This window comes from Nonomuraea turcica, assembly GCF_030718205.1.
Taxonomy (GTDB): Bacteria; Actinomycetota; Actinomycetes; order Streptosporangiales; family Streptosporangiaceae; genus Nonomuraea.
Genome location: NZ_JAUZQF010000060.1, coordinates 1 through 19,911, shown reverse-complemented (window position 1 = coordinate 19,911; position 19,911 = coordinate 1). Strand labels below are relative to the sequence as shown.

18 protein-coding genes and 1 pseudogene are annotated in these 19,911 nt (G+C 67.6%); 5 read left to right on the top strand and 14 right to left on the bottom strand.

Annotated features, from left to right (window positions below):
- Positions 1 to 174: 174 nt before the first annotated feature.
- The 4 genes and pseudogenes from Q9G87_RS59715 to Q9G87_RS59700 all read right to left on the bottom strand — a co-directional run bounded on the left by Q9G87_RS59715 (position 175) and on the right by Q9G87_RS59700 (position 4,199).
- A complete protein-coding gene (locus Q9G87_RS59715) occupies positions 175 to 1,074 on the bottom strand; it encodes a GIY-YIG nuclease family protein (protein ID WP_371826024.1) in 900 nt (299 codons plus the stop codon).
- Between the two features lie 491 nt (positions 1,075 to 1,565).
- On the bottom strand, positions 1,566 to 2,192 hold the full coding sequence (locus Q9G87_RS59710) for a hypothetical protein (RefSeq protein WP_305925576.1): 627 nt from the start codon (positions 2,190 to 2,192) through the stop codon (positions 1,566 to 1,568).
- Positions 2,193 to 2,305: 113 nt separating this feature from the next.
- Positions 2,306 to 3,285: pseudogene (locus Q9G87_RS59705) on the bottom strand (aldo/keto reductase).
- Complete coding sequence (locus tag Q9G87_RS59700) at positions 3,273 to 4,199, bottom strand: EamA family transporter (protein WP_305925575.1); 927 nt, start codon at positions 4,197 to 4,199, stop codon at positions 3,273 to 3,275. The pseudogene Q9G87_RS59705 and the gene Q9G87_RS59700 overlap by 13 nt, the downstream one beginning before the upstream one ends.
- 36 nt (positions 4,200 to 4,235) lie before the next feature.
- Between Q9G87_RS59700 and Q9G87_RS59695 the strand changes: the two genes are divergently transcribed.
- Positions 4,236 to 4,718: an Lrp/AsnC family transcriptional regulator gene (locus Q9G87_RS59695; protein ID WP_305925574.1), complete on the top strand. Its 483-nt coding sequence runs from the start codon at positions 4,236 to 4,238 to the stop codon at positions 4,716 to 4,718.
- 309 nt (positions 4,719 to 5,027) lie between these two features.
- Here the strand turns inward: Q9G87_RS59695 and Q9G87_RS59690 are convergent, their stop codons facing one another.
- Positions 5,028 to 5,672, bottom strand: coding sequence for an HAD family hydrolase (locus Q9G87_RS59690; protein WP_305925573.1), 645 nt, complete (start codon positions 5,670 to 5,672; stop codon positions 5,028 to 5,030).
- 77 nt (positions 5,673 to 5,749) lie between these two features.
- A complete protein-coding gene (locus Q9G87_RS59685; RefSeq protein ID WP_305925572.1) occupies positions 5,750 to 6,037 on the bottom strand; it encodes a helix-turn-helix domain-containing protein in 288 nt (95 codons plus the stop codon).
- A 402-nt stretch (positions 6,038 to 6,439) separates the two neighbouring features.
- Between Q9G87_RS59685 and Q9G87_RS59680 the strand changes: the two genes are divergently transcribed.
- Positions 6,440 to 7,483: an alpha/beta hydrolase gene (locus Q9G87_RS59680; protein WP_305925571.1), complete on the top strand. Its 1,044-nt coding sequence runs from the start codon at positions 6,440 to 6,442 to the stop codon at positions 7,481 to 7,483.
- 174 nt (positions 7,484 to 7,657) lie between these two features.
- Here the strand turns inward: Q9G87_RS59680 and Q9G87_RS59675 are convergent, their stop codons facing one another.
- The gene (locus tag Q9G87_RS59675) at positions 7,658 to 8,719 is read right to left on the bottom strand and encodes a Glu/Leu/Phe/Val dehydrogenase dimerization domain-containing protein (RefSeq protein ID WP_305925570.1); all 1,062 of its coding nucleotides are present in this window, start codon (positions 8,717 to 8,719) and stop codon (positions 7,658 to 7,660) included.
- A 222-nt stretch (positions 8,720 to 8,941) separates the two neighbouring features.
- Here Q9G87_RS59675 and Q9G87_RS59670 point away from each other — a divergent pair, with 222 nt between their 5' ends.
- Positions 8,942 to 9,904, top strand: a complete 963-nt coding sequence (locus Q9G87_RS59670) for a hypothetical protein (RefSeq protein WP_305925569.1) — start codon at positions 8,942 to 8,944, stop codon at positions 9,902 to 9,904.
- 37 nt (positions 9,905 to 9,941) lie between these two features.
- On the opposite strand, the gene Q9G87_RS59665 is transcribed toward Q9G87_RS59670, so the two are convergent.
- From Q9G87_RS59665 to Q9G87_RS59655, 3 genes are all read right to left on the bottom strand, one after another.
- Positions 9,942 to 10,604, bottom strand: coding sequence for a class I SAM-dependent methyltransferase (locus Q9G87_RS59665; protein ID WP_305925568.1), 663 nt, complete (start codon positions 10,602 to 10,604; stop codon positions 9,942 to 9,944).
- A 136-nt stretch (positions 10,605 to 10,740) separates the two neighbouring features.
- Positions 10,741 to 11,211 (bottom strand): lamin tail domain-containing protein, encoded by a 471-nt coding sequence (locus tag Q9G87_RS59660; RefSeq protein WP_305925567.1) that lies wholly within the window; start codon positions 11,209 to 11,211, stop codon positions 10,741 to 10,743.
- 1,093 nt (positions 11,212 to 12,304) lie between these two features.
- Entirely contained in the window at positions 12,305 to 13,921 is a 1,617-nt protein-coding gene (locus Q9G87_RS59655) for a serine/threonine-protein kinase (RefSeq protein WP_305925566.1), read from the bottom strand.
- Between the two features lie 290 nt (positions 13,922 to 14,211).
- Here Q9G87_RS59655 and Q9G87_RS59650 point away from each other — a divergent pair, with 290 nt between their 5' ends.
- A complete protein-coding gene (locus Q9G87_RS59650; RefSeq protein ID WP_305925565.1) occupies positions 14,212 to 15,285 on the top strand; it encodes a Gfo/Idh/MocA family protein in 1,074 nt (357 codons plus the stop codon).
- 93 nt (positions 15,286 to 15,378) lie between these two features.
- On the opposite strand, the gene Q9G87_RS59645 is transcribed toward Q9G87_RS59650, so the two are convergent.
- From Q9G87_RS59645 to Q9G87_RS59635, 3 genes are all read right to left on the bottom strand, one after another.
- A complete protein-coding gene (locus Q9G87_RS59645; RefSeq protein WP_305925564.1) occupies positions 15,379 to 15,510 on the bottom strand; it encodes a hypothetical protein in 132 nt (43 codons plus the stop codon).
- A 98-nt stretch (positions 15,511 to 15,608) separates the two neighbouring features.
- Positions 15,609 to 16,577: a pentapeptide repeat-containing protein gene (locus Q9G87_RS59640; RefSeq protein WP_305925563.1), complete on the bottom strand. Its 969-nt coding sequence runs from the start codon at positions 16,575 to 16,577 to the stop codon at positions 15,609 to 15,611.
- A gap of 177 nt (positions 16,578 to 16,754) precedes the next feature.
- A complete protein-coding gene (locus Q9G87_RS59635; RefSeq protein WP_305925562.1) occupies positions 16,755 to 17,063 on the bottom strand; it encodes a hypothetical protein in 309 nt (102 codons plus the stop codon).
- 232 nt (positions 17,064 to 17,295) lie between these two features.
- Here Q9G87_RS59635 and Q9G87_RS59630 point away from each other — a divergent pair, with 232 nt between their 5' ends.
- On the top strand, positions 17,296 to 18,468 hold the full coding sequence (locus tag Q9G87_RS59630; protein ID WP_305925561.1) for an HNH endonuclease: 1,173 nt from the start codon (positions 17,296 to 17,298) through the stop codon (positions 18,466 to 18,468).
- Between the two features lie 569 nt (positions 18,469 to 19,037).
- Here Q9G87_RS59630 and Q9G87_RS59625 read toward each other — a convergent pair.
- Positions 19,038 to 19,691 (bottom strand): DUF6338 family protein, encoded by a 654-nt coding sequence (locus Q9G87_RS59625; protein WP_305925560.1) that lies wholly within the window; start codon positions 19,689 to 19,691, stop codon positions 19,038 to 19,040.
- Between the last annotated feature and the right edge of the window lie 220 nt (positions 19,692 to 19,911).

The following is a 19,911-nucleotide window of genomic DNA, read 5'->3' as shown; positions in this document are numbered from 1 at the left end:
CGGCCTTGTAGCGATCACTAGCGACTCGACACCGCACATGATCACTCAAGGCCGTCTTGCTGTCCCCGAAACGATCAAACCCCGCTCAGCACAACAATCCGGAGGATAAAGAACAAGCTTAGAAGCGGCAACACCCGTCGCCTGGGGTCCAGATCAGCGGGGTCAGGTGCGCCATCAGACCCGGATGAGCGCTGCAGCCAGCGCGGCATTGCGCTGGGCGAACTCGGCCCATTCAGGCGGTGTGACGGCGCTCGCCCGGGCGACGTCCGCCCACCCGCACTCGCGCTGGTCCCATCCATTGAGGCGCCCGCCGCGGATGGTGAACGTGACGGCGAGGCCGTCCGCCCACCCGCACACGTCTTGGTCGCCGCCGCCTTCGACGGTGACGCGCTGGACGCTCGTCACCCATTCGAGCGCAGCGAGCTCGCTGTGGATCCGAGCGGCCAGCTCGAAGTTGAGCGCCGCCGCTGCACGATCGCGCGCCGCTGTCAGCACTTCGCGCGCGGTCTCGGCGTCCGTCCCATCGAGCGCGGAGACGACGGCCGCAGCCAGCCGTGTTCTGGACTGCGGGCCGAGGCCGCGCCGTGTGGCAATGTCGCGTTCGGCGGCTGTCAGCCGGTCACGCGTGTACGACAGCGGGAACGCGCGGTGCAGCCCCGAGACCGCCTGCCGTGTCCTCGTTCCGCCGAGGTAGGGACCGAAGCCGACGACCCCATCGAACCGTGCCACGTAGCTCGTCCGCACCCCGGCGGTGTGCGGACGCACGTCGACCACAATGTAGATCGACGTCTCCTCACCGGCTGTGCGATTCCAGGGAGGCATGCGGGTTTCCAGCAAGTTGCGTTCGAGCCATGCGGCCTCGTGCACCGAGCCGCACGCCACCGCCTCGACCCGGGCGACTTGGGCCACCATCTTCGCCAGGTGCCGACGATCGCGCAGGTCACCCCAGTAAGACTGCACCCGGCTCCGAAGATCGGTGGCGCGCCCCAGATAAAGGATCCGGCCGTGCCGGTCGCGGAAGCGATAGACGCCAGGCTGGTGAGGCAGCCGCGCTGCCGAGGACCTAGCGGACACCAGGCCGAGTCAAACATCGGCCGCCAAGGGGTGTCAATGATCGTAAACGCTGTATCGCCTGCCGGCGGCCACGCGACGATGGGCGAGGTCCGCCCGCCTCATTCAGCCGGCAGGCCGAAACGGGCCAGCGCTTTCCTGCCGTCGGTCATGATGATCTCGCCGCTGTTGTCGCCGCCGGCGAAGGCGAGGTCGTCGCGGCCGTCCTCGTTGAATCGCTGGAGATCGCCGGACCTTTGGTTCCGTTGAATTTCCTGGTACGGCCATCCCCGTAGGCCATCCGCCAGAACTCCCCGCCGGTCGGCGACGGCTGGACGCCCTGGCCGCTCGAAACCCCTCGCGGCTGAACGGGCCGTACAGGACCGCCAGATTCGTGGCGCTCTGACCGCTGGCGGGCGCTTGATCCGAAGCCTCTAAACCACCAGATGATCACAACAGCACACGCTCCCTGCCGGTCACAGCCCTGCCGCGGCCTCCAGCCCCATATGTGGTGCTCACCTCCACCAGTTCTTCGTGAGCTGGTCGGCCTCTACTGCGGCGCAAGCGTGCGCGAAAGCTGCCCGGTCGGGTGATGGCAGCTTCGCCGCCTCGTGCACCGCGTCCTGGAGCTGGGACAGGGCGCCGCCGCTGACGCCGCGGCAGAGGATGTAGTTCATATTCGTGCCGTGCTCCTCGACGAAGAACACCACCAGGGGACCTGGCGCCTGCACCAGCGTCGTGATCCGGTCGACGTGGTCGCGCAGGGTCGGGTCGAACAGCGCAGCGCAAACCAGCTGGTGGCTGTACTGATCCAACTCAAACGTGGTGTCGGTGACCTGACCCCGCGCACCGACCCCCAGGCGGCCGCCCTCCGGGTCGCGGAAGAACATCGACATGCGGAACACCACGTACGGGTTCGGCGGGTGCCACTCCCACCGCATCGCCTCCAGCAACACCCGCTGCGACCACGTGCTGTACTCGTACTCGCCGACCTTGAGGAAGACGGCTGGCTTCACCACCTGCCCGCACCGCACCAGCTCGATCGCCGGGACCCATAGCTCCAAGTCGGTGTGTCGGGCATTCATGAAGTCGACGGCGTACATCAGATCGGGCGTGTCGGGTCGGCCGAGGATCCATTCCATCCCGCCAGCCAACCACACGCCTGCCTGGGACGGGCGCGGCGTCAGTGGGGCGCTCGGCCCCCGCGCCACGCGCCGAACTCACCGCCGGAGACTGAGCCGCACCATCGCCCCGTTCAAGAGTGCCCGATGATCTGGTGTGGCCGGTAGGGGGCCTCCAGGCGGGCCGTCTCCTCTTCGCTCAGGGACACCTCCACCGCCGCGATCGCGTCGTTCAGATGACCCACCTTGCTCGCCCCGACGATCGGTGCGGTCACCCCAGGCCTTCCGAGAAGCCAGGCGAGCGCGAGCTGCGCCAGCGGCAGGCCTCGTTCGCCGGCGACCGCACGCACGACGTCGACGACGTCGAAGTCTGCGTCCTCGTACATGCTGTCGGCCAGCCGGTCGCTGCCGGATCGGACCGTGCGCGGCCGGCTGTCGCGGTGGCGGCTCCCGGTGAGCAGTCCGCGTGCCAGTGGGCTCCACGGGATGACGCCTACCCTCTGGTCCAGGCAGAGCGGGATCATCTCTCGTTCCTCCTCCCGGTACACGAGGTTGTAGTGGTTCTGCATCGACACGAACCTGGTCCAGCCGGCCGTCTGAGCAGTGTGCTGCGCTTTGGCGAACTGCCAGGCGTACATGCTGGAGGCCCCGATGTAGCGTGCCTTGCCGGCCCGTACCACGTCGTGCAGGGCCTCCATGGTCTCCTCGATCGGCGTCTCGTGGTCCCAGCGTGGATCTGGTACAGATCGACATAGTCGGTTCCAAGCCTGGTCAGCGAGGCGTCGATGGCGGCCAGCACGTGTTTGCGGGACAGCCCTCGGTCGTTCGGGCCCGGCCCCGTCGGGAAGTAGACCTTCGTGGCGAGAACGTAGTCGTTGCGGCGCGCGAAGAGCTTGCTGAGCAGCCGGCCGGTGATCTCCTCGCTCGCGCCGCCGGAGTACATGTCGGCGGTGTCGAAGAACGTCACGCCGGCCTCGACCGCGCGCCGTACGATCGGCTCGGCCGCGTCCTCGCGCAGCAGCCACTCCCAGGAACTGGGATCGCCGTACGTCATCATGCCCAGGCAGATCCGGGAGACCTGCAGTCCCGACGAGCCCAGCTTCAGGTATCGCATTTCGTCTTATCTTCCTGTGAGAGCGTGGTCTTCACCGCGGCTAGAGGAGGCCGAAGTTCCCGATGGAGCGCGACTGAGAGCACCACGAGCCCCACTCCGGCGAGCTCGGCCAGTGAGGGGAATTGCCGGAGCACCACGATGCCGATCACCGTTGCCGTGGCCGGAAGCAGCGCCACCAGCAACGCGTACGTGGAGCGGGCCATGCGTGCCATGGCGAGTTGATCGCACACGTACGGGATCACCGACGAACAGATCCCCACCCCGATCCCTGCGGCGAGTGTGACGGGGTCGATCACCGCGGGAGCGGCCTGCCAAGCGGCCACCGGCGCGACGAACATGCAGGCGATGAACATGGCGGCGGCCAGCCCGTCGATGCCGCTGATGCCGCGCAGCCGCCGAGCCGTACGGTGGGCCAGCATGATGTAGGCGGCGAACAGCACCGCGTTGGCGAAGGCGAACACCAACCCCAGTGGCTCCCCGGCCAGCCGGATGCCGGTCAGCACGTAGACACCGCCGACGGCCGCCACGAGTGCCACGAGGTTACGTGCCGTACGGGCACCGAGCGCGGCCAGCGCGATGACCGGCAGAAACTCGATCGCGGCGACGGTCCCCAGCGGGACGCGGGCGATCGCCAGGTAGAAACAGACGTTCATGGCCGCGAGCACCGCGGCCCAGGCGATGATCGTACGACGCCCCTCGGTGTCGAGCCGGGCGAGGGTCCGCCAGGGGCGACGCCAGAGCGCGAAAACAAGTGCGGCGCTCCAGATCCTCAGTGCCGCGACCCCGAGCGGGGCGAGCCTGGCGAACAAGAGCACGGCGAAGGCCGGGCCGAGGTAGTGGAAGACGGCGCTCCCGATGAAGTACGTCCAGGGAGGCGCCGCGGACAGGACAGCGCGAGGGCCGGTGGGCGGCATGACCCCCATCGTCGGCCAACCCGTAATTTTAGGAGAATGGCGAATCGAAAGATCAGACCCGAGCGGGCCTACGAACCCAAGGGAATCGACGCCCTCGACCTTCGTATTCTCGCCGAGCTGCAGGTCGACGCCAGAGTGAGCTTCGCCGAGCTGGGCCGCCGGGTCGCCCTGTCGGCCCCGGCGGTGGCCGACAGGGTGCAGCGGCTGGAGGAGACCGGAGTGATCACCGGCTATCGCGCCGAGGTCGACCCGCGGGCCCTGGGCTTTCCGGTCACCGTGATGGTTCGAATCCGCCCGGCGATCCGGGAACTTCACCGCATCTCCAAGATCGCCCAGGAAGTTCCCCAGATCGTCGAGTGCTACAGAATGACCGGCGACGACTGCTTCTACTTCACGATGCACCTGCGGGCGGTCGACGAGCTCGAACCGATCCTCGACCTGTTCACCCCGTACGGTCACACGACCACGTCTCTCATCCACACAGCGCCCGTGCCACGCCGCCCCCTGCCCCTGGAGTGAGACTCGGGCCCGCCTAACGGACAATCGGCGCGGTCTCCGGTGTGCCGACGGGCGGGACCAGCTCCAGGGATGCGACCGGGCCACGCTCAGCCGGGCAGGGGGCGGCGTGACTGCCTCGTGCGCATCCCGGTTCGATACAGACCAGCTGGAAGCGGGAAGCTGATTTCCCAGCTCAGGGCTTATTCGGCGGCTGCTGCCACGTTGGTTGACGGCAGTCCAGTTTCGTAGGTGATGCAGGCGTCGCCTTTGATCATTGTGCATGGGAACCCGTTGAGACGACCATGTTGTGACTGCGGCGTTGGGCATTGATCACGACGCATCGCGGGCGAGGAGGGCACGGCCGAGTGCATATGCCTCGGCCAGATCGTTGCCGCGATAGCTGACGGTCGCCAGTTCAGAAAGGTGATGATCGGCGTTCACCGCGACCGTCTTGGTCAGCCACCGGAACAGCGGAGCATCCGACATCGAATCCCCGTAAGCCACGCACCGTGAGCGCACGAGGTCGTACTGCTCACACATCTCCTCCACAATGCGGACCTTGTCGCGTGGCGTGAGGATTTTGGCCGGATCGAGCGGCTCCAGGAGGGGGAGCGCCGGGAACTGGGAGGCCACCACGGCATCGAAGCCCAGCTCAAGAAGATGCCGCGCGAAGAAGTTAGGCGACATGGTGATCACCACGCAACGCTCACCGCGCTCACGGATGTCCGTGCAGACCTCTCGAATACCGGTCAGCCACGGACTGGCGGCGAACGCCTCGGCGACAGCCGACGGCGTCAGATCTCGCCACAGCTCATGGATGGCGGCCGCGAACCCTCGGGTGTCGATCTCACCGGCCGCGAACCGCCTTTCCAACTCGACCAGCTCCTCCGTAGATCCGAGATGCCGGGCGATCTGCAGGCTGGCAGACGTTCCCTCGAGCAGCGTTCCGTCCATGTCGAAGACGTGCAGAGTCATCACAGCAGGCAAGTGTGGGCGATCGACCGCGTACGACACCAACGGATAATCGTGCGCTCCAAGGCCCAAGTCCCTCCTCACATCGACAAAGGCTCGGCGCGGGCAGACCGTTCATCGCGTACCCGGAAGCGGTAGCGCAGCGGTGACTCACCCACCTCCCGTTTGAACGCGGTGCTGAAAGCGCTCTCGGACGCGTACCCCAGCTCGACCGCCAGCGACCCGACGCGGACATCGCCGTCACGAAGAGCGCGCTGCGCCAGCAGCATCCGCCAGCGGTTGAGATAGGTCAGCGGTGGCACGGTCAGCAGTCGCAGCTGTCCCTTCCGGATGAAGTTGGCGGCCGGGACGGTTCTGGCCAGCGACACGACACCTTGGTCCGGACGGTTTCGAGCGGAGTTGTTCAGGTCTTTCTGTCGGCGAGAGGACTCAAACGTCCGGGGTAGTCGATCGGCATGAGCACCGATCGGGCGCCAGCCGACGCCGCAGGCCACCGGCCCGGCCGGCCGAGTCGAGCTGAGCATCTTCGAGCTGGACGGCGCGGCCATCGTGTCAGCCCCACAACGGTCGGACCCGTACTGGCCGGATCCTGATCGGTCTCCGTCGGAGGAAGCGGCCAGGGGTGTCGCGCCGCGGGGTTCGGGGTTCCCTGCGACATGTCCAGGAACGGGACGGCTGTTGCGCCTGACGATGAGTCGGGGTGTGGCCGGGGTGCAGCCAGGGGCCGTACCCGATGCTGCGCATGACGGTGGCGGCTGACGCTGTTTGCCATGACTCGCATATGGAGATCCCGCGGCGTCCGGAGGACGGTGTCGATCCTCCTCGCCGCCCTGCTGGCGCTCTGCGCCACCGTCGGGCTCGGGCCGGCCGCGCTCGCCGCGCCGGCCCGCGCGCATGTCGTCGACGAGCAGCGGGTACGGCCCCGCGTCGTCGACCTGACCATCGACTCGCCCGCCCTCGGCAAGACCGCGAAGGTACGGCTTCTCACCCCGGACGGCTGGCAGCGGCGCGGCCCCCGTGACCGCTGGCCGGTGCTCTACCTGCTGCATGGCATAGGTGACTCGCATGAGACCTGGACCCGTGACAGCGACGTCGAACGGCTCGCCGAGCTGCGCGACGTCCTGGTCGTGATGCCGGAGGCCGGGTTCGCCGGCTACTACACGAACTGGTGGAACGACGGGGCGTACGGGCCACCGGCATGGGAGACGTTCCACCTGACCGAGATGCGCCGCATCCTCGAACGCGACTACGGCGCAGGCAAGCGGCGGGTCGTCGCGGGCCTGTCCATGGGCGGCTACGGGGCTTTGGTCTACGCCGCTCGGCATCCCGGGCTGTTCCGGGCGGTGGCCAGCTACAGCGGGCCCGTCCACCTGCTGCATCCCGAGCACGTGCGCAGGTGGCGGGAGGCGTTCAAGGAGGCGCCGGAGTACCGCGGGCTCTGGGGCGATCCCGTCGCCCAGCGCGCGATCTGGAAACGCCACGACCCGTACGCGCTGGCTCGGCGGCTGCGGCCCGTTCCGGTGTTCCTGAGCTGTGGTGACGGGCGTCCCGGCCCGCTGGACGAGGCCGGAGCGAAGGCCGACGAGATCGAGGCGTTCGACAACGTGCTGAGCCGCTCACTGGCCAGGCGGCTGGAGCGGGTCGGGGTGCGCGTGACCACCGACTTCTACGGGCGGGGCACGCATTCGCCGGCGTACTGGGAGCGGGAGCTCCATCGGTCGCTGCCCATGCTGCTGAGCGCGTTGCGGACACCGACAGCTCCAACGGCAAGCGACAGCAGCCATCCCGGGGGCAGCTCGGTTTGGTCGACGTAGGCGCGCAGCACCTCGAGCAGCAGGAGCTGGCCGTACTGCCGGATCGCGAACGCCGAACCCATCCGATTGCCCGTCCCCTCGTCGAACAGCCGGTCGAGACTGCCGCGCACGTTGGTCGCCGCGGCAGCCGACGCCCGGACGTGCCCCAGCAGCACACCCGCGCGGTGCGGGGCCTCACCGCCCCGGCTCGGGAGCGAGGGGCGGGCCATCGGGGAGGTCGCCCGAGTCGCGCCAGGTGGCGAGGAACCCCTCCGCCACGGCGCACGAGCCCGCGAACGGGCCGCCGGGATGCTCCAGCGACGTGGCGGTAAGCCAGCCAACCCGCTGCCCCACCAGGGCCGCTGCCGAGGCGGCGTCGGAGACCTGGCCGGCCCGTTCGGCGAGGTAGCCGATCGTGGCGCCGGCCCCGCAGACGAAGTCCGCCAGCGTCACCACGCCACGCTCCAGCAGCGTACGCAGCCCGGCCGCGGTGTAGGGCACGTTCGCCGCCGGGGCGACCACGCGGGCGCGTACCCGGGCGGCGCGCTCGGCGGTCAGGGCCCCGGTCCGCGCGCCGGGCACCAGCACGTCCGCGGCCGCCTCGTACAGTGCCCCAGCCGGGTGCACGGGCAGACCGAGCCGGCCTACACAGGCGTCGCCGTGCTCCGCGCGCAGCCCTTCCAGGGCGGTGACGTCCAGCCCGGAGGGGTCGGCCACGCAACCGTGCAGGGTCGAGAGGGCGACGATGCGCGCGCCCCGCCGCGCGGCCTCCCGCACGACGGCGCCACCCACCTTGCCGAACCCCTCCACCGCGAGCGTTCGCCCGGCCAGACCGCCGAGCGCGGTCTCCGCGGCAACGACCACGCCCAAGCCGGTCACGATGGTGTCCACCAGCTCGCCGCCGACCTCTTGGTGCATCACCGAGTCGGTACGGTAGCCAGGCAGCGGGGCGAAGTCCTGCGTACGCGTGCCCAGATCCGAGGCCGTGAGGAAAACGCCCTTCTCGACCAGCGGAGTGATCTCCTGGCAATAGCGGGCCACGGTGGCCGCCCGGTCCTCGGCCTTGGCCCGCAGCACCGCCTTGGCACCGCCGATCCGCTCGCCGAGCACGGCCAGCTTGTACGTCATCGCCCGCGCCAGCAGCCCGGCTTCGCCGCGGGTGACGTCCGGGGCGAGCCGCGTGCCGCCTGCGCTCGTCGGGCAGTCCAGGTCAAAGGCGATGTACCCGTCCACCGAGGTGAGTTCCACGATCCTCATGCGCGCTCCTCATGTCGTCCGATCGGCGCCTGCCAGCGCGATGACCACGCCTGCCGACCAATCTCGACGCGAACCGGCGCCATGTCCATGGCCGGGAGCGGGCGGGCTCGTGGTGATCGCCGTCGCTGGGTGGTGCCGACGCGGCGAACGCCCCGAATGTACGGCGCGCCGTACAAACTTGCCCGTCTGGGGCGATCCACCTGGAGGGCTAGGATTCCGCGCATGCAGCGTCCCCTCGCCCACAAGCTGGCCGTCGGTCTGCTCGCCATCCTCTGGCTCGGTCTCATCGGCGGCATCGTGCTCGTCTGGCGAAACGACGCCGCCCCCTTCGAGATCTTCGCGGGGGTGTTCTGGAGCTCGGCCTGGTATTTCTGGCTTGCCCGGGTCTGGCTGGGCGGGCCGATGGCGATCGGGCTGATGCGCAAGGCGCTCTTCGCGATCTGCCCAATCATGATCGGCGGCGCCGCCATAGCCATCGGGATCACCGGTGGCAAGGTGTACCCGTCGCAGCTGATCGGGGTTGCGGCCGCGCTGTGCGGCATCGTCGGCGGGGTGCTGCTCGGCCGCGAGGATGTCAAGCGGTGGAGCCAGTCCACTGTAGAGGCGAAGGTGCTCCGCCAGCCGCCCGACGGAACCGCCTTCGACCTGCGGGCCGCCGCGCTCAGGCAGAACAGGGGGATGTTCGGCTGCCTGATGATCGTCATCGCCGCTGTCGTACTGATCGTGGTCGGCGTCATCGGCGGGATGTTGCCCGAGGACCGGGGGGTGAACGCCCCGGACTACATCGCCTTCATGGTCGGCGTGGTGCTGGTGGCGGCCATCGGCATCGCCGGATATATCCGAATAAATCTGCAGGCCAAGGCCATGGGCGTACTGACCGTCACCGAGCGGGGCATCAACGACTATCCCTGGTCCAGGCTCCGCTCGGTCGCCCTGTCATACGTGGGCGAAGCGGGGATCGTGGCCGGGGTCCGCAGGTACCCGGGGGCGCGGCTCGACCTGTCGCTCTACGACGAGCCGGACGAGCACCACCTCGCCCTGCCCAACGACGCCAACCTGCACGGCGCGATCGCGGCAGCGCTGGCGACGCACTGCCCCGACGGTGTGTTCCTCGGCTGGGTCCAACGGGCGGAAGGACGCCGTCGTCGTGTGCATGGCCGATCCCTGCCAGGTCAGCCTTCGTGATTGAGCCCGGCCGGTACCGCCGCCAAGTCGCGGTGGGCTAGGACTCGTAGGGCTTGTGGGCCAGGAAGAAGGCTTGCCGGCCCGACCGGGGCCTCTCGCTCTCGTCAGGCTCGCGGATCAGCTGAGCGTCCAGGACAAGCCCGGCATTGCTCAGGAGTTCGGCGATGTGCTCCGGGGGCATCCAGTAGATATCGAGCGACAGCTTGTGACCATAGCCTTGGCTCGCGTGGCGACGTTCATCACCAACCTTGAACGCAATCAGCAGATGACCGCCCGGGGTCAGCACCCGATGAATCTCGGTGAATACTGTCGGCAACACCTCTGGCGGGGTGTGGACGGTCGAGTACCAGGCGACGGCGCCATCAACAGCCTCGTCGGCCAGGTTCAAGGCGGTCATCGATCCCTCTTCGAACCGCAGATCCGGATGGTCACGGCGGGCGACTGCGACCATCTCCGGCGACAGGTCGATGCCGAAAGCGTTCACCCCGAGAGACTGCAGGTGGGCAGTGATGCGGCCGGGGCCGCAGCCGAGGTCCGCGACTTCCTTGGCGCCCGATGCCTGCACGACTTCGGCGAACGCGGCCAGCATGGCGCGATCCAGCGGCTTGCTCACCAGCTCGTCGCGGAGGAGCTCGGCATAGTCGGCAGCGACGGTGTCGTAGGCCACTTGGGTGGCATGCAGGTAGGTGGACTCAGTCATGGCCAAGGACGATAGCCCCGTCGGCAGCAGTCAGTCAGCCGGCGTGGGCTGGTCCACCTGGGCGCGGCCTTGGTCTCACCGAACCCTGAAGGTGATACCGGCACCTGCCGGGGGCCGTTTGCATGTCCGGTCGAGGTCAGCAGATCTTGTAGTCGTCCCGCGTCGAGTTGTACGAGCAGGAGTCCACCAGCGTGCCAGACGGGTTCCGCAGGTACGCGGTGTCCCTGGCCTGGTTCCAGATGTAGGCGAAGGTCCCCCCGCTCCTGCCCCAGTAGCGCGTGGTGGTGGTGTTCTTACCTTTGCCGGTCCGCACGGTGACCGTCTTCCCGGCTCCGAGGGTGAATGCGCCGAATGTGTAAACGTGATCCGACCGGTTCGTCTTGTCGCGGAGGGTCCACCCCTTGAGGCTGACGGCCTTCTTGGTCGTGTTCTTGATCTGTGCGTACTCGCCGTTCAGGCTGCTGTTCGCGCCGAAGTCCGGCGAGCCGGGCGAGTCGTAGTAGATCTTGGTGATTTGAATGGCCGGGCCCGCCGCGTAGGCGGGCTGGGAGACGACGACCACCCCAGCGGCCAGCATGGCGGCCGTCAGCAGAGATCGGGTACGCACAGGGATACTCCTGGGGTGGGGGAAATGATCCAAATCAATCATATTGATGGGATTAAGATACCGATGGAACGTTCCTGCATCGGTTTGGTATCCGATAGAGCTTTTGCGTACCGGTCGTTCATGGGGGATCGGCCTGGTGTGCGCCGCTCGTAGCGGACGCGATGTCGGAAAGACCGTCAAACGGGACCATACCGTGACAGCGCAACACTGCGCAGTTTAAAGATCACGTCCAGAGCTGCGTCTTCCGGAGGCCTGGGAGGAAAGAACGATGAGGGCCGATCTCATTGAGAAATCGGCCCCTGACTAGCATGAACTCTTCCAATTAAAGCTGCCGCTGCTATTCGAACTACGCAGACGGAGCGCAGATCGCGAAGGCGACCGCACCGGTTTGGATGGTTCCTCCCTCAGGGATCTTGATTCGAACAGTCCAATCCCTTGTGCTGGGTATTCCATCGCTCCGTACTGGTCCGTTAACTGTGGTGATAGTGCCAGGAGACGGATGCCACCAGATATGCTGACCACCGCCGATAACTACCTCGCCATCGGCACACTGAAGGGTTGCACCGTAGAACCCTCCGTAGTGGTTCTGGAACTCTGCCCTGATTATGCGCGTGGACCTGATGCCGGGGAGCGCCGTCCTTGCCGTCTTTCCCGTCTGCGCCCTTGAGTGAGGCAAGGAATTCAGCTTCGGTTCCGGTGAAGCCGTTTTCTAGGGCGATCTCGTAGGCGCTCTTGCCGTCGTTTCCGGCGGCACCCGCGGGCCCAGTCGAGCCTTGCGGTCCAGGTTCGCCCCTGAGTGAGGAGAGGACTCGGCCTCGGTGGCCGCGGCGGAATGCCGTCTGCGCCTGGACGGCCTTGTTGGCCGAGAGCGAGCCTTCAGGGACGTCGACGGTGGCCGCCTCGTCGAAGTACCGCTCGGCGTCGTGGGGCCGTCCCTGAAAGGAGGCGGAGTATGCGAGGGTTTGCAGTGCCCAGTGCCGGAGCGTGGGCGGACCTTCCGGTCGACCTGGTCGAAGGGGTCCTCGCACTCTGGCTGCTCACGAGAGGCTTCAACCCCGCCACGCCAGCGCCTTGGGCCTGGTGTTGGCACCCTTCACTGAGGCCGGTGGAGGGTGAAGTCGTCGAACGACACGGTGATGACCCCGCCTCCGGCCTCCGGCACCCGCGCGGCCAGGCCGACCTGACTGGTCGCGCTGTCGGGAAGCGTCTCCGAGTCGACGACGTCGATCGTCTGGGTTCCGTCGATCCACAGCGTCAGGCGGGTTCCCGCGTCGGCCTGCCGGCAGGCGGCCTGGATGCGGACCTTCTGCCCGGCTCGTGGCGCCTCAGCCTGTACGGGAGGCATTACATCGAGATTGGTCCCTTGGGCGTTTCTGATAACGCGTGCGACGCCGTCGAGCCCGAGCAGGAACGCGTACCCGTTGGGCACGTCTTCGTCCCAGCGGCACAGGAGCCCGAAGCTTGCCCGGCCCGTCGAGCCCTCCTGCACCTGGGCCGTCACGCCGATCATCACCTGGCGTTCGACAGTGGACGCATTCTTGACGGGCACGGGGGAGAGGGCCGCATTGCTGGGGTAGCTCTTGTCGGCCATGAGCGAGAAGACGCCCCGGTCGATCTCGTAGCCGCGCATGGTGCGGTTGTCGCCTTCGGCGTCGGGGCTGAAGGTGTAGCCGTCCCAGTTACCCCGATCGCCGAAGTCGTCGCTGTAGAGAAGCGTGCCGCTCGCCGGCGCCTCACGCTGCACCATGAGGATCACGCCCGCGACAAGCAGCGCCGTAAGACCGGCCGCGACTCCCACGATCCACCGCCGCGACTTCGGGGGGATCGAGGTGGACGGCTCTCGCCCCGGCGGCGAGGCGTCCGTTACGGTTCGCGTGTCCGCCGAGGATGCGCGGCCGGCAACGTCTGGATCGTTCCCGGTGAGGCTGCGCAGCAGGTCGGCGGCGGTGGGCCGGGCGCCGGGGTCCTTGTCCAGGCAGGCGGCCAGCAGCGGGCGGAGCTCGCCCGGCACGCCGGACAGGTCGGGGTCGCCGGCCGTGATGGCGAACATGAGCTCGGGAATCGTCGCGCCGCCGAAGGCGCGACGCCCCGTGGCGGCGAACGCCATCGTGCAGGCCCAGCTGAACATGTCCGACGCCCCGCTGGGCGGCTGCCCGGTGAACTGCTCGGGGGCGAGGTAGGCGGGGGTGCCCATGACTCCGGCCGCGGTCGTGGTGTGCTCCACAGTGCTGGCGATGCCGAAGTCGATGACCACCGGACCCTCGGGGCCGAGGATCACGTTGCCGGGCTTGAAGTCGCGGTGCACGACCCCGGCCCGGTGGATCGCGGCCAGGGCCGTCAGCGTGGCGACCGCCAGCCGGTGCAGTCCGCTGCCGGTACGCGGGCCATCGGTGGCGACCGCCTCGGCCAGGGACCCGCCGGGGATGTACTCGCTGACCACGTAGGGGCGGCCATGGAGCGTGCCCACGTCCAGCACGCGGGCGGTGCAGAAGGGGGCGAGTCGGCGGGCGGTGTCAGCCTCGCGCAGGAACCGGCGACGGCTTGCGGCGTCGATCGCCGCCCTGTGGTGCAACATCTTGATCGCGACGTGGGCGCCCGACGGCGCTTCCCCGAGGTACACCACGCCCTGCCCGCCCTCGCCCAGCACGCCGCTCAGCCGATAGTCGCCCATCCGCTCGGGCTCTTCCGGATCCAGGGGACGCGGGCTCACGGCCCACCTTCGATCTTCTCGATGTCGTGGTGCGGAAGCCAGGATAAGAGCCGTTCGCTCCCCGTACAAGCGGGTGCGCATCATCACGGCAGACGGCCCGCCTGGCGTCGGCAACCTGATCACGAGGCCATGCCGCTCGGCGGCGCCCCTCCCGCGGGGCGGCCGGCCTGCGCGGCCACCGGTAGGCGGCCCTCCGCTGCTGGGCTCGGGACAATAGAGCGTGCCGAGTACGCGATTCCGGAGTCGCTCCGGCAGGAGATCGCTCCGGCTCCCAAGGAGGTCTGGCTTTCATGACAACGACGTTCGGGGCGATCGGCAGCGGGCGGCGGACCCGGTTCTTCCTGCGGTTGGCCGCGGCCATGCCGGACCGGCTCCGGGTCAGCGGCGTCGTGACCCGCAGCGCGGATCGGGGCCGCGAGATCACCGCCGAGTGGGGCGTACCGGCCTTCCGCTCGGTTGACGAGCTGCTCCGGCGTGATCGGCCCGACTACATCGCCGCGGCGGTGCCATGGGCCGCGATGCCGGACACGATCCGCGAGGTGGCCGGGCACGGGATGCCGGTGCTCGCCGAGACGCCACCCGCGCCGGACCTCGCCGGGCTGCGCTCATTGTGGCGGGACGTGGGCGGCACCCGCCTGGTCCAGGTGGCCGAGCAATACCTCCTGATGCCCGGACACGCGGCCCGGCTGGCACTCGTGCGGGAGGGCGTCATCGGCGAGCCCACCTCGGTCCAAGTCTCCTCGACCCACCTGTACCACGCGGTGTCGCTGATCCGCGGCCTGCTCGGCATCGGCTTCGAGGCCGCCGAGGTACATGCCGGCGCGTTCGAAGCACCGCTCGCCGACCCGCTCGGGTCCGACGGGTGGACCGGGGACGACAGGCCGCAACGGCTGACCACGACCATCGCCACCATCGACTTCGGCGGCAGGATGGGCCTGTACGACTTCACCGACAACCAGTGGTGGAATCCCCTGCGCATGCGGCGCATCGTGGTGCGCGGCTCGATCGGCGAGTTGGTCGACGACCGGGTGGTCCGGCTGATCGACCCCGTGACGCCGGTGGAGTCCCGGCTGATCCGGCGAGAGACCGGCATCGACCTCAACCTGGAGTTGCGTGACCTCAAGCACATCAGCTTCGACGGGCGAGTGATCTATCGCAACCCGTTCACCGGCGCGGCCCGGTCCGACGACGACATCGCGGTCGCGGACATCCTCGAGCGCACGGGCGCCTGGGCACGCCAGGAGGGCCCGCCACCGTACCCGCTCGCCCAGGCCTGCCAGGACCACCTGATCAGCGTCGCCATCGAGAGGTCAGTGAAGACCGGCGGCCCGGTCACCACCGGCGAGGAGGCCTGGGCGGGGTGAAGGATCTCCGCGCTCCTCACCGGACTGTGTCGCGCGTCCGTCGCCAGCAGGGTTTGTTGCGAACCGCCGCCGACGACACCTCCGCCGCCGACGTCAATCGGAGACCAGCTCGGCTCGCCCCTTCAGCTGCCCGGCGCGCAGCCGGGCCAACGCCTCGCGGGCGGCGGAGGGCGGGTACCGCTCCACCTCGACGCGGAGCGCGCCGGACCGGCCGATCGAGATCACCTTGTGCCCGCGAAGTCGAGCACGACGTCGACGCCGTACCCACCGCTCGCAGCCCGCAGGACCCGGCCCGTGTCTGCCGACATGCGGGTGCTCAGGTGCTAGTGATCTTGAAGCCCTGGCCATGGATGGGCCTCGGTCTGGCCATCGGTTCGGGTGGTGTCGCGATCACCAGCAGGGGCCGACTCCGCGGGGGTCACGCCGATGCCCGCGACGCCCTCCAGATCGGCGTCGGCGAAGTCGGCACCGGTGAGCACCGCGCCGGTCAGGTCGGCGTTCCGCAGGCTCGCCCCTGCGAAGGTCGTCTCCGACAGATCGCATCCGGCCAGGATGACGTCGTCAAGGTTGGAGTCGGCGAAGCAGAACCTGCTCAGGTCAAGACCGGCCAGATCGGCACCGCGCAGGTCGACCTTCTCCAGTTCGATGCCGACGCCGGACGGGATCATCGCACGTCGGCCGAGGGCCGCCATTGCACTGCCGATGTCATCACGGAGCCCGCCGTGGTAACGCTGCCGCTCGGCGTCCACCTCCTGCATCGGCCGAGACGGCGGCCATGGCGCCTGCTGCCTGACGAACGAGGCCAGCAGAGCTGCGATATGGCCACGGTAGTGCGGGGCCACCTCGGCGATCTGCTCCAGCGCATAGACGCCCCCCATACGCGTCCCCACATGATCACTCGACAGTTGCTCGATGGCCTTGGTGAATCGATCGATGAACTGTCCTTCCCGATGCACCTTGATCTGCCGCAGGGTCATCACGGCGCCTAGCGCGATCCCGCCCAGGGCGACAGCGGCGGCCAGCCCCTGCATGAGCGTCGAACGGACATCATTGACCGCCTTGAGCCGATCGCCCGCCGATAACGCCGACCGGCCCCCGACTCCAAGATCATGGCCAATGATCCAAACGGGCGCGAACACCACGCACGCCACCACCAGAGCACCAACCACGGCCACCATCAAAGTCACCAAGACGGGCAGTCGCTTCATCCCCGAAGCATGACCGCACCACCGCGCCGGAACAACCCGACAGCCTCTGCAGGCAAACGGCGCCCGCCCCATCGGAACGCTCACTGGTGATAACTCCCGGCGCGCTAGCGCCGCTGACGTCGATTGTGGTTCAACCCCCGCGATCGTCGAAGATCGCTGGGTGCTCGCGGGATGGCCGCACATCCGGACACGCGGTGGCCGTCCACCTGGACTTCAGTTGGCCGCTCAGCACGAACGACGTGGCCATCTCCCTGGAGAAACCTATGTCCGTTCACATCCTTGGATGCCCTGAGGGTCAGGTTCGCCCTGCGGGCGCTCTTGCTGCCATGAGACCCGGTTTTCGAACACCGGAGCCCCGAGAGACTGCAGGTGGGCAGTGATACGGCCGGGGCCGCAGCCGAGGTACGCGACCTCCTTGGCACCCGATGCCTGCACGACTTCGGCGAACGCGGCCAGCATGGCGCGATCGAGCGGCTTGCTCACCAGCTCGTCGCGGAGGAGCTCGGCGTAGTCGGCAGCGACGGTGTCGTAGGCCACTTGGGTGGCATGCAGGTAGGTGGACTCAGTCATGGCCAAGGACGATAGCCCCGTCGGCAGCAGTCAGTCAGCCGGCGTGGGCTGGTCCACCTGGGCGCGGCCTTGGGCTCACCGAACCCTGAACCTGATGCCGGGACTGCAGGCTTTTCGGCATGCGATCGCAATGGTGACTAGGGGCTTAAGCAAGCCTGTGTCGCGATAAATCGGACTATAAGCTTGCGCTGTGGGACTCTCCGATCTTCGTCGTGAAATGATCCTCGCCGCCATGGCGGAGTACGACCGGATGGGCCGGGATGCGTTCCTGGAGACGTACGGGTACGGGCCGGCCCGCGGATACTTCCTCGTTCATGAGGGTCGTCGCTACGACTCGAAGGCCATCGCGGGAGTGGCCCACCGCGGAGTCACGGGGCGACCGCTCCTGCCCGAGGAGTTCTCCGGCGGTAGGGAGACCGTGGCACGCCAGCTCATCCGCCTGGGATTCGAAGTCTCCGCCCCTGGCCTGGAACTCGGCGAGCACACGATCGAGACCTTGCTCCTGAAGATCGATTCGCTCCGCACCGACAGGTCCAAGCTGACCGACCAACCCCGCCGGCATCAACCGCTGACGCTGTTATGGGCGTTAGGCCGAGCCGCACAGACGGAGCCGCGCCTGGAGACCTGGGCGCGGACAAGTGCCGAGATCTCCTCGCTCATCGAGAAGTTCGGCCATCCCGCCGACCGGCCAAATCCCGAGTTCCCTGTGCTCAGGCTGTTCCACGACGGCCTTTGGGAACTGGACGAGTCCGACGTCCCACCGGCCAGCACGAGCTCTGCCCAGCGATGGATGCGCGACCACGCACCGACGGGCGGCTTGCAACCGTGGGTCCACACCATCGTGACCAAGCAGGCGGACGTACGCGCCCAGATCGTGCTGCTCCTCCTGGCGAAGTACTTCCAGGGCGTCGACCACGACGCGCTGCTCACCGCAGTGGGGCTATCGACCGTTTCGGACGCTGAGGTGCACTTGAACGAGGGCACCCCGATCCCGCAGCGCCGACCGTCCACCACGATGCGAGTGATCCGCGATTCCGCTCTTGCGCAGCAGATCAAGGACTTACACGGACACCACTGCCAAATCTGCGGGCTGCAGCTTCGGCTCCCGAGCGGGTCGTACGCCGAAGGCGCCCACATCCGCCCAGTCGGCACGCCGCACGACGGCCCCGACGAGCCCGGCAACATCCTGTGTCTTTGCCCGAACGATCACGTCCTCTTCGACCGGGGTGGCCTCACCCTCACGGACGATCTGCTTGTTTACGACGAAGTCGCCGGCCAGATCAGAGGCAGTGTCCGCCTCGCTCCGCAGCACGCGATCAAAATCGCACACGTCGCTTACCACCGTCAGGTAGCCCGCCAAGCCGCGTGGCGGACTCCGGACGTGCCGCGCACTGACGGTCCCTGATCATCGGCCCGCAGGTCCAAGAAGTTCTGCCCAGGGGCGGTACTCTGACTCCCTCCTTAGGAGAGCGTGGCCTGTATGGCTGGCTCGCATACCATGACCTGCGCAGATGCATTGCGGCCTTCGTGCCATCGGCAAGATCATCCCGCGTATGTCCCCGCACCGGAGTGTAGGGAGTGTGCGGGCCCAGGCACTAAGCTGCAACGTCGAGCGGGTATGGCTTGGGCCCGTATGCTGCCCCGATACGTACCGCAGTTACGAGTTCGGACGCTTTTCCTCGCTTGCGACTGAGGCTGATCGTACGCTGGCTGGTCAGGGACAACCTAGCTAATGAGCTCTCGGCTCTGCGTTATCCAGTAGCCGCCAGACGGGCACGACGCGCTCGTCACTATCTCAGCGCGTCGCGGCCGCTGGCGGGACGGGCTTAGCTGCTAGGGGACTGAGCTTGATCGGAGTCTGCCACGTCCGTCTCGGCGATCGGTGCTGGTGTGGGAGGGGCTTGCTTGGGCTCAGGCACATGGCCAACGGGGCGATAGCCCTTCTTCTCAGCAGGATCGAACATGGGGCGCGTTTCACTCATCGGTACTGCCTCCTTCCTCTCGGGGAGCTTCTATGAAGTCCAGGCATTCGACTTCGTCCATTCGAATGTAGACTCCGCCGCTGTATGGGAGCGAGTGCTCGAAACGGCCGGCCTTCGAGAGCGCCCATGCCGTTTGCAGGTAGACGTCTGCGGACTGAGGATAGCCTGATGCGAATGATCTCTCACCATACCAGCCGCCCACCCAGTGGCCACTCTTGAGACGCGCTCGTACGAAGCAATGCGCGCGCTTACTGAAAGCATCGTCCCAAGCTGTCGGCGTCGGCTTGTACGCGGAGCCTGTGCCGCGTACAGCCAACCAGCCAACAAGCCATGCACTGCCGGCTGGAATCACAACGAGCAGCAGCAGGGCCGCCAATGCTGCCAGGCGAGGGTTTGTCGCCGCGTCGGCAAGCCAGCCTTGCTGTCGATCGTAAAACAGTCGAACGAGCCATTCTCCCCCCAAAACCACATAAACAGTGTCAAGCACAATGCCGGCGGTCAAGGCGCGGAGCACTCGCTCTCCGAGTTCCTTGTGGCCAGGGGCGAGGCCGCGGAGACGCTCACGTACGAACTGGTACGAGACACCTGGTAGGACTAACAGAATCACGATCATGACCTGCATGAATGTCGTCGGTGCTTGTGACAACTGGCCTCCTCTAGAGGCCGCTTAAGCGGCTGTGTTGCGGACGTCTGCCCGGTAATGTAGTGCAATATGTTGCCCAGGCGTGGGCGCTGGCCACCCTCTGTGTCAAGCTCAAGTGAGACAGATGGGACTAAAGTTCCTTAACTGACATGAGTAGGGCGAGAACGGGTATCCACCGCAGTGACCATGACCAGCCATGACCTCCAGCGCGGCACCGGGCCGC